We start from the raw sequence: 14,242 nt of genomic DNA on the forward strand, positions 1-14,242 counted from the left end.
ATATTATAATTTTAAAGAAGTTTCAAACGGAATTCTATTCACAATACTTCTTCCTAAGGTAATCTCATCAGCATATTCTAATTCATCTCCAACCGAAATTCCACGCGCAATAGTTGATGTAATGACCTTATAATCTTGAATTTGCTTATATATATAAAAGTTGGTGGTATCGCCTTCCATTGTAGAGCTTAATGCGAAAATTAACTCCTTTACAATCCCTTGCTTTACTTTAGTTACTAGTGTTTCAATATTCAAATCGTGAGGACCAATACCATCCATTGGCGATATTTTTCCGCCTAAAACATGATACAATCCTTTAAAAGAGCTTGTATTTTCAATTGCCATAACATCTCTAACATCTTCAACGACACAAATAATAGTTTCATTTCTATTTGGATTAGCACATATTTCGCAAAGATTTATATCGCTAATATTATGGCAAGATTTACAAAATTTCACATTGCCTCGCATATTTTGTAAAGCCTCAGAAAGCATAGTGGTTTGTTCTTTAGGCTGCCTTAACATATGCAACACTAAACGCAATGCTGTACGCTTACCAATTCCTGGTAATTGAGACATTTCGTTAACAGCACGTTCTAGTAATTTTGAAGAAAACTCCATGGCTGCGAATTTACTATTTAGACCTGAATTTCACTAATTTTAAATATAAGACTTTTAACTATTGTGTACTACTATTTGGAAATTGAAATTTAATATTTGTACTTTGAAAACTTAAAAAATTGCTTTTTATATGACAGCCACACAAATACTACTACTCATTGCCGCCTATTTTGGCTTACTTATTCTAATATCTTATTTAACTGGAAAAGACGATAGTAACGACGTTTTTTTCAAAGCCAAAAAGCAATCGCCTTGGTATTTAGTCGCTTTTGGAATGATTGGTGCTTCCCTTTCAGGTGTTACTTTCATATCGGTTCCAGGAATGATTGGCGGTCAACAATTTGCCTACATGCAAGGCGTTTTTGGTTTTTTTGTGGGTTATTTATTTATTATATTAATATTGCTTCCGCTGTATTACAAACTCAACGTCACTTCAATTTATCAATATTTAGAGCAGCGTTTTGGCATAGTAAGTTATAAAACTGGTGCTTTTTTCTTCTTACTTTCTAGAGTAACTGGTGCATCATTTAGATTGTATTTAGTGGCTTTATCTATGCAATATATTGTTTTTGAAAAACTTGGTGTTCCGTTTTGGTTAACTGTTGTTATTTCAATTTTACTAATCTGGTTGTATACCAAAAGAGGAGGTATTAAGACTATTATCTGGACCGACACTTTACAAACCTTAGCGATGTTAGTTTCTGTGGGAGTTGGTATTTATCTAATAAATCAGAAATTAGATTTCACAGTAATTAGTATGTTAAAATCTGAATCGTTTTCGGCAAAAAGTCAAATTTTCTTTTTTGATGACCCTAATGCTACAACTTATTTCTGGAAATACTTTATTGGAGGTATATTTATAGCCATTGCCATGACTGGTTTAGACCAAGATATGATGCAAAAAAACTTGACTTGTAAAAACAAAAAAGACGCTCAAAAAAATATGTTTACCATGGCTACTTTAGTTATTGTAGTAAATTTTGCGTTTTTGTCTCTTGGTGCTTTACTGTTTATTTATGCCGATAAATTTAACTTGCAAATACCTGTTGTAAATGAGATAATAAGAACTGATTTATTATTCCCAGAAATTGCCATGAATCAAGGTTTAGGTAATACCTTATCTATAACATTTCTTATAGGTTTAATTGCAGCTGCTTATAGTAGTGCAGATAGTGCGTTAACATCATTAACCACATCGTTTTCAGTAGACTTTTTAAACATTGAGAAAAAACCAGAAGCAGAGCAAAAACCCTTGCGCAAAAAAGTACATATAGGAGTTTCTTTATTGCTAATACTTGTAGTTATTATATTCAATAACCTAGAAGGTAATGTGGTAAGTAATTTATTCAAATTTGCAACGTACACTTATGGTCCGCTATTGGGTTTATTCGCCTTTGGTATTTTAAGTAAGCGTCAAATAAAAGACAGCTATGCGTGGATTGTTGCACTACTATCTATTATACTAAGCTTTGTAATAACATCTTTACCAGAAAGTGTTATAGGTGCATATAAGTTTCATTGGGAAATATTACCACTAAATGGCATTATTACCTATTTAGGTTTAATATTGATTAGTAGAAAGCAAAACTAAAGAGCAGGCCACTTCAAACTCAATATTATTCTCTTTTAATATTTGATAAAATTCTGGGTTTTCAGTTCCTGGATTAAAAATAACACGATTAGGTTTTAAAGACACGATATAATCATAATACGCTACTTGCCGTTTAGGGTTTAAATATAAAGTTACTGTGTCTATATTTTTATATTGTTTTAATTCTGTGTCTATATACACACCTGCAACTTCTCCATTTTTTAGTCCAAAAGCTACAACTTCATAACCATTATTTACAAGTTTTTGAATTACAAAATTTGAATACCTATTTGGTTTTAATGAGACACCAAGCACTAATGTTTTTTTATTCATATGTTAAAAGGATGTTAATACTTATTAAATATAGTAACAGAATTAAAACTTAAGCGTCTACATTATATTACTTTTAATCAAAATATCAATCAAAAAACGATCAATCAAATGAAAAACTTATTTTTCGCTTGCTTATTATTATTCTCAATAACTACTCAAGCAAACTCCACAGATTCTGAAAACAATGCTGATAAAACCGGTACTATTTCAGGAAAAGTATTAGACGCAAAGTTAAAACAACCCTTACCATATGTAAATGTTATTATAAAAAATAATGCAGGAGAAACTTTAACAGGTGGTATTACTTTAGAAGATGGCTCTTTTGAAATTGAAAAAATAGCCGAAGGCAAAATTAAAATCAGCATCCAATATATAGGTTACAAAACCATAACAAAAGATGTAACAATTAGAAAAGACAATTATAAAGTTAATCTTGGCAATATTTTTTTAGAAGAAGAAGCTGAAGGTTTAGACGCAGTTACTGTTATTGCAGAAACCTCAACAATTCAACAAAAAGTAGACAGAAAAGTAATTACTATTGGTAAAGATTTAGCGGCAACTGGTAGTGCATCAGAACTCATGGTTGGTATTCCATCTGTAAGTGTCGATGCCCAAACTGGCGACATTAGTTTACGCGGTAACCAAAACGTTCGTGTTATGGTAGATGGTAAATTATCAAACATTCCAACGGCTCAATTACTAAAACAAATTCCTTCAACCGCTATTAAATCTATAGAGTTAATTACTAATCCATCAGCGAAATACAATCCTGAAGGTATGAGTGGTATTATAAATATAGTGCTTCATAAAAACACAATGGTAGGCTTTAATGGGAATCTAAGCTTAGGTTTAAGTCACGAAAAAGAAGCAAAATTTAATAGTGCTTTAAATATGAATTACCGTAACGGAAAGTTTAATTTATACGGTAGTTACAGTAATAACATTTCAAAAAATAGAAATCGCGGAAATGTTGCCAGACCCGAAAACAACTCAGAACAATTCTTTAAATTTTTAGACAAAAGACAATCTCATTTGTATAAAGCTGGTTTAGATTTTTATTTAGATGATAAAAACACCATGTCGTTTTTCACTACACAAAACACGTCTGATAGTAGCACCGAGGGCGTAACCGAAGCCTTGTTTTACAGCAATTCATCATTTAACCAAAGTCAAATTTTTCTTGCCGAAAGCAATAACATGTCATCTCAATATAATTTTGATTATAAGCATGATTTTTCTGACGATGGCCATAATATTGAATTAGAAGTTGACTACAATACATTTGAAGATGACACACCTGCAGATTTTAAATTTCTACTAGGCTCAAATGAAGATTATAAGGATTTTAATAATACAGATAGAAAAAGCACCACTGTAAATTTAGATTATGTAAACCCACTATCTGAAACTACAAAACTAGAATTAGGCTTACAAGCACGTTTATTTAATTCAGATATTGCATACTCGTCAACAGGAGAAACTTTGAATGATCAAGGCGTTTTAAGACCAACACCAAGTAATGATTTTGATTATACTAGAGACATTTATTCTGCTTACGCCACATTTAGTAAAAAGTTTGAAAAATGGACGTATCAAATAGGTATTCGTACAGAAAATGTTAAAGAAGATGCTTTGGCATTATCTTCGGAAGCGGCAAGTACAGAAACTTTTAAAAATGATTATTTCGAGTTGTATCCATCTGCTTTTATAACCTATTCTCCAAGTGAAAAAAACTCATACCAATTTAGTTATAGTCGACGAGTAGATCGTCCAGGAATTGGGCAAGTAAACCCAATTAAAGAATGGAGTACACCCTTAATATCTTCTTTTGGAAATATAGATTTAAGACCACAGTTTACAAACTCCATTGAAGCAAATTACACAAGAACTTTAAATAACAGAAAAGGGAGCGTTACTGGGGGTGTTTTTTACAGACTTATTTCTGATGAAATTAACAGAGCTTTATTTATAGACAGAACAGATGTAACCTCGGGTCGTATTATATTAACCCATGATAATTTTGATGATACTTCTGCCTATGGTATAGAATTATCCTCAAATTACAGACCAACAAAATGGTGGAGTATAAACGGAAGTTTCGACTTGTATTCACAAACCCAAAAAGGTATTGCTGAAAATTTAACAGCACCAATAGAAACTGCTACTATTAACGATATTGAAACTAATATTGATGAAGTTGATAATGTAGCGTGGAATTTTAGAATGTTTAATAATTTTAGTGTGAGCAAAACCTTAAGTTTTACTGCATTTGGATTTTATAGAGGAAAAAACAAAACGCTTCAATTTGATATGAAACCCATGTATTTTGTAAATCTAGGTTCACGTGTAAGTTTTGCGCAAGGTAAAGGTTCTTTTAGCCTAAATTTTAATGATGTATTAAATACTATGAAATTCGCTTTTGAGGGCACAAAACCATTTGAACAAATTGGTGAGTTTAATTGGGAAAGCCATACTGTACAGGCCACTTTATCATACCGTTTTGGTGGTGGAAAATATCGTGCTAAATCAAGAAAACAGCGTGATGATAACACAAAATCTGGAGGCGGAGGCTTCCTTTAAAATATAACATTTAATTACCTGCATAATAGTTGATGGTTAGTGTTACTGCAAGGTTATTAAATAAGAAAACCCAAAAGACATATCTTTTGGGTTTTTGTTTACATAATTGTTAACTTATTTTAAAAAAAGTGTTAAAAATGTTAAAATTTAATATTTAATGTAATAAATTTTAAAACTAATCGTTAAACGCACATACAATCACACGAAAAAATAATTATTTTAAGAGTTAGTCACCTTCATTTAATAAAATTTTCGTCAATCAAAGATTCGTATGATTAGAAAACTCGAAATATAATTTCGAGTTTTTTTATGCAAAAAAAAATTAAAACACTGATAATCTGTGTAATGAATTTAAAATTAATTCGTCCAAAATCATAACATTAGATATGGAAAGTATTTTTTATTTGAATTAGTCGTCAATAAAAGCATATAAATTGCTAAATGTTTAAAACAGAAACTCGAAATTGAAATTTCGAGTTTCTTATGTTTAAAGATGTTAAAAAATATAATAAAAGTAAGTTTTTTACGTCTTATATAATAGTTTGTATACTTAATACAAGTTTAAGGTGGTTAATAGTTGAAAAAACCAAAACGGTATGTTTTGGGTTTTTTGTTTTTTTTGAGTTAGGGATTGAGGTATACATTCGACTTCGCTCAGTACAGGTCTGTTGGAGCTCGCCGACGCAGGAGGAAGCGACTGCCCAAAGCCCGACCCCTTTTCGGGGTAACGCCCAAATGTTTTATTTTATTTGTTTACCATTTAATAATGGCACTTGCCCATGTAAAACCACTACCAAAAGCTGCAAGAACCACATTACCACCTGGTTTTATTTTGCCTTCTTCCCATGCTTCGGTTAAAGCAATAATTACAGATGCGGCGGTGGTATTACCATATTTTTGAATGTTATTAAAGACTTGGTCGTCTCTTAATGCAAATTTCTTTTGAATAAATTGAGCGATACGTAAATTGGCTTGATGAGGAATGAGCATATCTATATCTTCTTTATTGAGTCCGTTTTTTATTAAGCCTTCTATAATAACTTCACTAAAACGAACCACTGCGTGCTTAAAAACAAAAGTGCCATCCATATATGGAAAATAAGATAAATCTTCTTCTTTAGATTCTAATATTTGCGGTACCCAATGCTTAATGCTTGGCGATTCTACAATAAGTTTATCAGCATATTTGCCCTCGCTATGCAAATGTGTAGATAAAATGCCTTTTGTATTATCTTCTTCTCTAGATAGAACGCAAGCGCCCGCTCCATCACCAAAAATAACAGTAACACCTCGTCCTCTAGTAGTTTTATCTAATCCGTTAGAATGATATTCTGCACCTACAACCAGAACGTTTTTGTACATCCCCGTTTTTATAAATTGGTCGGCAACCGAAATAGCATAAACAAATCCAGAGCATTGGTTTCTAATATCAATAGCTCCCACGTTTTTCATATCTAATAAATCCTGAATTTGCACACCACAACCAGGAAAATAGTAATCTGGTGTCATAGTTGCAAAAACAATAAAATCAATATCATCTTTAGTTAATCCCGAACGCTCAATTGCCATCCTAGAGGCTTTTGCCCCCATAATTGCTGATGTGTCGTCAGTTCCTTCTTTTATCCATCTGCGCTCTTGTATACCTGTGCGTTCTTGTATCCAAGCATCATTGGTATCCATCATTTTAGACAAATCTTCATTAGTTACCACATTTTCTGGAACATATTTACCTAAGCCTATTATTTTTGAATTGTACATAGCTATCAATTTTTGAAAAACCAAAGTACAAAATTTAAAATTCAAATTACAATATTTAAAATTCCAAAAGCAGCTCTAAGAGTATTTTGGAATTTAGCAATCTTAGAATTTGTTTTTTTAAAGAAAAAAGTCGTGTCAGTTTGTCATATTTCATCAATTGGCATTTTTGTTGACTATTACTTTTGCAGTAATTGAAAATCAAGTTAAACAGTTTTCCGCCTTCGCGGAAAAGAAAAACAAATAAATTATTATGACAAAAGGAAATATTAATGTTTCGGTAGAGAATATCTTTCCTCTCATTAAAAAATTCTTGTATAGCGATCACGAAATCTTTTTACGTGAGCTTATTAGTAATGCTACAGATGCCACTTTAAAGTTGAAACATTTAACTAATGTTGGCGATGCTAAAGTAGAATACGGCAATCCTCAAATTGAACTTAAAATTGATAAAGACGGTAAAAAACTCCATATTATAGATCAAGGCTTAGGAATGACTGCTGATGAAGTTGAAAAATACATCAATCAAGTCGCGTTTTCTGGAGCTGAAGAGTTTTTAGATAAATATAAAGATTCTGCTAAAGATTCAGGGATTATTGGGCATTTTGGACTTGGTTTCTATTCTGCTTTTATGGTTGCTGAAAAAGTAGAGATTATTACAAAATCTTATAAAGACGAACCTGCAGCACATTGGACTTGTGATGGCTCTCCAGAATTCACTTTAGAAGCTTCAGATAAAACTGAAAGAGGTACAGAAATCATTCTTCATATTGCTGAAGACTCAACCGAGTTTTTAGAAGAGAGCAGAATTCGCGAGTTATTACAGAAATACAACAAGTTTATGCCTATTCCAATTAAATTTGGAACTAAAGAAATAAACGATCCAGAGCACGAGCCTAAAACAACAAAAGACAAAGACGGTAAAGAAACTACCGAACCACATAAACAAATTACGGTTGATAATATTATTAACAACCCTAATCCTGCATGGACAAAACAACCAGCCGATTTAAAAGATGAAGACTATAATAGTTTTTATAGAGAATTGTACCCCATGCAATTTGAAGAGCCATTATTTAACATTCACTTAAATGTAGATTATCCGTTCAATTTAACAGGGATTTTATATTTCCCTAAAATGACGAACGATTTAAACATTCAGAAAGATAAAATTCAACTGTATCAAAATCAAGTTTTTGTAACCGATAATGTTGAAGGTATTGTGCCAGAGTTTTTAACCATGTTACGTGGTGTTATTGATTCTCCAGATATTCCATTAAACGTTTCTCGCAGCTATTTACAAGCCGATGGTGCGGTTAAAAAGATTTCATCTTACATTACTAGAAAAGTTGCCGACAAATTAAAATCGTTATTCAACAATAACCGTGAAGATTTTGAAGCCAAATGGAACGATATTAAAATTGTTATTGAATATGGCATGCTTTCTGAAGAAAAATTCTTCGAAAAAGCAGATGCATTTGCACTTTACCCAACAGTTGATGGCAGCTATTTTACTTACGAAGAATTGGTAAATAAAATAAAAGCCAACCAAACCGATAAGGATGACAAAATGGTGATTCTTTATGCATCAAATAAAGATGAACAACACAGTTACATTGAAGCTGCAAAAGCTAAAGGTTACGAAGTATTACTTTTAGATTCGCCAATTGTATCACATTTAATGCAAAAACTAGAAACTACAAAAGAGAAAATAGCTTTTGTTCGTGTAGACTCAGACAATGTAGATAAGTTAATTCAGAAAGACGAAACTAAAATTTCTAAGTTAGACGAAGATCAAACTAAAGCTTTAGATGAATTGTTAAAAGAGGTTATCCCATCAGAAAAATTCATGGTACAGTTAGAACCTATGGATAGTGATGCTGCCCCGTTTATGATTACACAACCAGAATTTATGCGTAGGATGAAAGAAATGCAAGCCACAGGTGGCGGAGGCGGAATGAATATGTTTGGTAGTATGCCAGAAATGTACAACTTGGTTGTGAATACTAACTCTGAATTAGTTGGTGAAATTCTTGGTACAAAAACCAAAAAGAAACAAGAACGTTTAATTACACAAAGTTTAGATTTGGCTAGACTATCTCAAGGACTACTTAAAGGTGAAGAATTAACAAACTTTATTAAACGCAGTTATGATATGATAAAGTAATAAGTTGACGCGCTGATTCATTTTCAGCATCCTATTATAAATAAAAACCACTTTGTGAAAACAGAGTGGTTTTTTGTTTTTCCTAGCGTTTGACTTTGTCAGAAAAAAAAATGATAACTTCGTTTAAAATATTTTAAACGAACACTTCAAAAAACTAGTTCCAAATAATATGTAATATAACATGAGACCATTTAATTATATACTATTTCTCTTTATATGTATTAGTTTATATTCTCAAGAGAAAAAGCCAAATATATTGTTTATCATTTCTGACGATTTAACAGCCACGGCAGTCTCATCTTACGAAAACAAAACATGCCATACTCCAAACATCGATAAATTAGCTTCAGAAGGTATTAGGTACACCAAAGCCTACACACAATATCCTGTTTGTGGGCCATCACGAGCTTCTTTTATGTCGGGATACTACCCTAATGCCACCACAACTTTTGGTTATGTTAGCGGAAGAAAAAACATAGGCACTAACAGAAAAACATGGTCGCAATTATTTAAAGACAATGGCTATTACACCGCACGAGTGAGTAAAATTTACCACATGGGTGTTCCTATTGATATTGAAACAGGCTCGAACGGACAAGATGATGAAGCCTCGTGGACCGAACGTTTTAACAGTCAAGGTCCTGAATGGAAAGCCAATGGTAATGCAGAATTGGTTCAAGGAAACCCTGATGGAAAAATTGAAAGAAAAGGTGGAAACGTGATGACCATTGTAAAAGCAGATGGCGACGATTTAGTCCATTCGGATGGGAAAACTGCAAAAAAAGCGTCCGAACTTATTAGAAAACATAAAAGTAAACCCTTCTTTTTAGCGGTTGGTTTTGTACGACCACATGTGCCTTTTGTGGCTCCGAAATCTTATTTTGAACCGTATCCCTTTAACAACATAACACTACCTAAAAAAGTGGATGACGATTGGGACGACATACCAAAACGAGGTATAAACTACGTAACGAGCGTTAATGCTAAAATGACTTTAGAGCAAGAAAAAAAGGCAGTAGCTGCATATTATGCGTCGGTAGCATATATGGACGCACAAGTTGGAAAAGTACTTAAAACACTTAAAGAAGAAGAATTGGAAGACAATACCATTGTTATTTTTACTTCGGACCACGGCTTTCATTTAGGCGAACATAATTTCTGGATGAAAGTAAGTTTACATGAAGAATCTGTTCGTGTGCCATTAATTATTAAAGTCCCTGGTAAAAAAGCCACTGTCTGTCATTCTTTTGTCGAATTACTGGATTTGTATCCAACCATTTCAGAATTAGCAGGTTTAAAACCATCAAAATATATCCAAGGAAAAAGCTTAGTAAAAACCATTGATAATCCTAAAAAGAAAGTTCGAAATATGGCTTTTAGTGTATCGCAAGGTGGAAAAAGTTTTTTATTACGACATGATAAATGGGCTTATATTCAATATAACGAAGATGCCTCAGCTGGCATTGAACTTTTTGATATGGAAAACGACCCAAAACAATTTACCAATTTAGCTCTAAAACCTAATTATTTTAAAATTGTTAAGCGATTTAAAAAGAAACTAGCTCAAAAATTAAAAGCCGTTAGAACTAATGATTTAGGTATTGAGTATTCAATTGACTAATATCTTAGATTCTACTTAAATAATTTATTCTATCGAATTTAACGCAACTAATAGACATATCTTGCATCTATAAGGTAATAAATCATAAAAAATGATGAGACAGAATATCATATTTTTAATCCTTTTATCCTTTGTTATTTTATCCTGTAAAACTGATGATGATAACTTAATTAACACTTGTAACGTTACAAACCCAATTGAAGATTTAGCTTGGTTAAAAGAAATAATTGCAGACATAGAACAATCAAGTCAAAGTGATGAGTTTTATATTTCTCAAGCTATATATGAAGGAAAAACTGTATTTATAGTTGGTAATTGTTGTGCTTCATGCAACTCAATCCTTCCTGTTTATAATTGCGACGGTGAACGGATTAACATACTTGGGTGTAAAGAAGAGTTTATTAATTTTAGTATTTTAAATAGTGATACAGTGATTTGGAGTTCTGAAAACTTTATTTGTAAAGATTCAGATATTTTTTTATGCGATTAAAATTTAATTAAACTCTGTCTCAAAAAGCGTTGTAAAATGCTTTAATAATTTTTCTTTTACCTCTTCCATAGACACTTCTTTTACACCAAGTTCTACGTTTAATGAGGTTACTGCTTTTCCGCGAATACCGCAGGGAATAATATTATCGAAATACCCCAAATTAGCATTTACATTTAGCGCAAAGCCATGCATCGTTACCCAACGGCTTGCTCGCACGCCCATAGCACAAATTTTACGGGCAAACGGCGTGCCAACATCTAACCATACGCCTGTTTCTCCTGGGCTTCTTTCGGCTTTTAAGTCGTATTCCGCAAGCGTTAAAATTATCATTTCTTCTAAAAATCGTAGGTATTTATGGATGTCGGTAAAAAAGTTTTCCAAATCTAAAATAGGGTAGCCCACTACTTGCCCCGGCCCGTGATAGGTAATATCGCCACCACGATTTATTTTATAAAAGGTTGCTCCTTTTTGAGTAAGTTGTTCTTCGTTTAAAAGTAGGTTTGAAAAATCACCACTTTTACCTAAAGTATAAACATGCGGATGCTCTACAAACAAAAAATAGTTATTAGTTTTTAAACCAGCAGCTTCTCGCCTATTTTTAATTTTAGTATCTACAATATGCTTAAACAGTTGTTCTTGGTAATCCCAAGTTTGTTTATAATCTTTAAGACCTAAATCTTGCAGTTCTATTGTCTTGTTCATAGACTGCAAAATTACAATAATTTATATAAAAAATGACAGAAGTCCCATGACAGAAGTAGAAATCCAAATGCAAACTGAATACTATAGACTGAAAGCTAATTTTTTGGATTATTAATTATAACCAGTGCTGCAATAACGCCTGGGACCCAGCCACAAAGCCATAATAAAAAAGTGATTAAAATAGAACCACAACCTTTATCTAAAACAGCTAAAGGTGGACAAATAATAGACAGTAAAACTCTCCAGAAACTCATGATTTGATTTATTTAATTGATGATTTACTTATTTGACGTAAAAGTATATTTTTTGTTACACTTCGACTGTGCTCAGTGCAAGCTTTCTGCGTTGGGGATAGTAGTGAAAATCCTTTTTGCTCGTGCCTCACAAAAAGATTGTAACGCATAGCCCGACCACTTGCCTTGAGCGCAGCCAAAGGGTTGTGGTAACGCCCAAAAAATTCGTAAATCAATAATCGCAAATCGTAAATCAATTGATTATCTTTGTGCCTTTAAAATTTACACTCAGCATTTATAATATGTCGCAATTATCAGAGCAAGAACTTGTACGAAGAGAAAAGTTAATAAAACTACGCGAATTAGGCATTAATCCGTATCCAGCGGATTTATACCCAGTAAACCATACCTCTAAACAGGTAAAAGAACAGTTTGAAGAAGGTAAAAAAGTAACTATAGCTGGAAGATTAATGCTAATAAAAGTACAAGGAAAAGCAAGTTTTGCGCAGTTACAAGATGCTGAAGGTAAAGTACAAGTATATTTTAATCGTGACGAAATTTGTACTGGCGATGACAAAACCAAATACAATGATGTCTTTAAAAAGCTATTAGATTTTGGAGATTTTATTGGAATTGATGGCGAATTGTTTACAACGAAAGTTGGTGAAAAATCGGTTCGTGTAAAAGACTTTACACTTTTAAGTAAAGCTTTAAAACCTTTGCCATTACCGAAAGAAAAAGATGGAAAAATATATGATGCGTTTACCGACCCTGAGCAACGTTATAGACAACGTTACGCAGATTTAGTGGTGAATCCACATGTAAAAAATGTGTTTGTTAAGCGCACAAAATTATTTAATGCTATGCGTAACTTTTTTAACGACGCTGGTTATTTTGAGGTTGAAACACCTGTGTTGCAACCCATTCCTGGCGGTGCTGCAGCGCGCCCGTTTATTACACATCACAATGCTTTGGATGTCCCATTATACATGCGTATTGCCAACGAATTGTATTTAAAACGATTAATTGTTGGTGGTTTTGATGGTGTTTACGAGTTTTCTAAAAACTTTAGAAACGAGGGTATGGACAGAACTCATAATCCTGAGTTTACAGCCATGGAAATTTATGTTGCTTATAAAGATTACAACTGGATGATGGATTTTTGTGAGCGCTTATTAGAACATTGTGCCATTGCTGTTAACGGCACAACAAAAGCAACTTTTGGTGAACACGAAATAGATTTTAAAGCACCTTACGCCAGAGTAACTATGGCCGATTCTATAAAGCATTTTACAGGATTTGATATTACTGGTAAAAGCGAAGATGAAATTAGACAAGCTGCCAAAGATTTAGGTGTAGAAGTTGATAACACCATGGGTAAAGGCAAACTTATTGATGAAATTTTTGGCGAAAAATGTGAAGGCAACTATATACAACCAACATACATTACAGACTATCCGAAAGAGATGAGTCCGCTGTGTAAAGAGCATCGAGATAATCCAGAGTTAACAGAACGTTTTGAATTGATGGTTTGTGGTAAAGAAATTGCCAATGCTTATTCTGAATTAAACGACCCCATAGACCAACGCGAACGTTTTGAACATCAATTAAAACTAGCTGCAAAAGGAGATGACGAGGCTACAGAGTTTATAGATCACGATTTTTTACGTGCTTTAGAATATGGTATGCCTCCAACATCGGGTATGGGTATTGGCATGGATAGATTAATTATGTTTTTAACTAATAACCAGTCGATACAAGAAGTGTTGTTCTTCCCTCAAATGAGACCAGAGAAAAAACAAGTGGCATTAAGTGATGAAGGAAAAGCTGTTTTAGATATTTTAAAGAAAGCTGAAAAATTAGAATTAAATGATTTGAAAGTTCAATCTGGCTTATCAAATAAAAAATGGGACAAAACCATTAAGGAATTGACTAAAAACAAATTGGCTAAAGTTGAAAAGACAGATGAAGGTTTGTTTGTAAATTTGTTTAACAAATAAACTTCAACCTCAAGTATTAAATCCAATACCTACAATCCTTAAAACAAAACTATTTAAAGAACTAAACTTAAATTGAAAATATTAAGCTATATTGATAGTATTATTACTAAAATAGCATCTATATACAATAAATCTTATAATTGTATTTT

General features: G+C 32.6%; 11 protein-coding genes. 6 read left to right on the plus strand and 5 right to left on the minus strand.

Features of this window, described 5'->3' with window-relative positions:
• Nucleotides 1-3: 3 nt before the first annotated feature.
• Nucleotides 4-621, minus strand: a complete 618-nt coding sequence (gene recR, locus RG22_RS04495; protein ID WP_034041190.1) for a recombination mediator RecR — start codon at nucleotides 619-621, stop codon at nucleotides 4-6.
• A gap of 130 nt (nucleotides 622-751) precedes the next feature.
• Between recR and RG22_RS04500 the strand changes: the two genes are divergently transcribed.
• Nucleotides 752-2,212 carry a sodium:solute symporter gene (locus tag RG22_RS04500; protein WP_034041192.1) on the plus strand — a complete coding sequence of 487 codons (1,461 nt, stop codon included), beginning with the start codon at nucleotides 752-754 and terminating at the stop codon, nucleotides 2,210-2,212.
• Here the strand turns inward: RG22_RS04500 and RG22_RS04505 are convergent.
• A complete protein-coding gene (locus RG22_RS04505; protein WP_034041194.1) occupies nucleotides 2,183-2,545 on the minus strand; it encodes a CoA-binding protein in 363 nt (120 codons plus the stop codon). The two genes, RG22_RS04500 and RG22_RS04505, sit on opposite strands and share 30 nt — an antisense overlap.
• Nucleotides 2,546-2,653: 108 nt before the next feature.
• Between RG22_RS04505 and RG22_RS04510 the strand changes: the two genes are divergently transcribed.
• A complete protein-coding gene (locus RG22_RS04510; protein WP_034041196.1) occupies nucleotides 2,654-5,125 on the plus strand; it encodes a TonB-dependent receptor in 2,472 nt (823 codons plus the stop codon).
• Between the two features lie 753 nt (nucleotides 5,126-5,878).
• Here the strand turns inward: RG22_RS04510 and RG22_RS04515 are convergent.
• Complete coding sequence (locus RG22_RS04515) at nucleotides 5,879-6,883, minus strand: 3-oxoacyl-ACP synthase III family protein (RefSeq protein ID WP_034045742.1); 1,005 nt, start codon at nucleotides 6,881-6,883, stop codon at nucleotides 5,879-5,881.
• A gap of 250 nt (nucleotides 6,884-7,133) precedes the next feature.
• Between RG22_RS04515 and htpG the strand changes: the two genes are divergently transcribed.
• The 3 genes from htpG to RG22_RS04535 all read left to right on the plus strand — a co-directional run bounded on the left by htpG (nucleotide 7,134) and on the right by RG22_RS04535 (nucleotide 11,158).
• Nucleotides 7,134-9,047 (plus strand): molecular chaperone HtpG, encoded by a 1,914-nt coding sequence (gene htpG, locus RG22_RS04525; protein WP_034041200.1) that lies wholly within the window; start codon nucleotides 7,134-7,136, stop codon nucleotides 9,045-9,047.
• Nucleotides 9,048-9,228: 181 nt separating this feature from the next.
• Nucleotides 9,229-10,668: a sulfatase gene (locus RG22_RS04530; RefSeq protein ID WP_034041202.1), complete on the plus strand. Its 1,440-nt coding sequence runs from the start codon at nucleotides 9,229-9,231 to the stop codon at nucleotides 10,666-10,668.
• A gap of 91 nt (nucleotides 10,669-10,759) precedes the next feature.
• Nucleotides 10,760-11,158: a hypothetical protein gene (locus tag RG22_RS04535; RefSeq protein ID WP_156113344.1), complete on the plus strand. Its 399-nt coding sequence runs from the start codon at nucleotides 10,760-10,762 to the stop codon at nucleotides 11,156-11,158.
• Between the two features lie 3 nt (nucleotides 11,159-11,161).
• On the opposite strand, the gene lipB is transcribed toward RG22_RS04535, so the two are convergent.
• Both lipB and RG22_RS17580 read right to left on the minus strand, forming a co-directional pair.
• Nucleotides 11,162-11,860: a lipoyl(octanoyl) transferase LipB gene (gene lipB, locus RG22_RS04540; protein ID WP_034041206.1), complete on the minus strand. Its 699-nt coding sequence runs from the start codon at nucleotides 11,858-11,860 to the stop codon at nucleotides 11,162-11,164.
• Between the two features lie 95 nt (nucleotides 11,861-11,955).
• Nucleotides 11,956-12,114: a YqaE/Pmp3 family membrane protein gene (locus RG22_RS17580; protein ID WP_081997675.1), complete on the minus strand. Its 159-nt coding sequence runs from the start codon at nucleotides 12,112-12,114 to the stop codon at nucleotides 11,956-11,958.
• Between the two features lie 281 nt (nucleotides 12,115-12,395).
• On the opposite strand from RG22_RS17580, the gene lysS reads away from it, so the two are divergent.
• A complete protein-coding gene (lysS, locus tag RG22_RS04545; RefSeq protein ID WP_034041208.1) occupies nucleotides 12,396-14,093 on the plus strand; it encodes a lysine--tRNA ligase in 1,698 nt (565 codons plus the stop codon).
• Nucleotides 14,094-14,242: the final 149 nt, after the last annotated feature.

Source organism: Wocania ichthyoenteri Th78, assembly GCF_000789235.1.
GTDB classification, from domain to species: Bacteria; Bacteroidota; Bacteroidia; order Flavobacteriales; family Flavobacteriaceae; genus Wocania_A; species Wocania_A ichthyoenteri.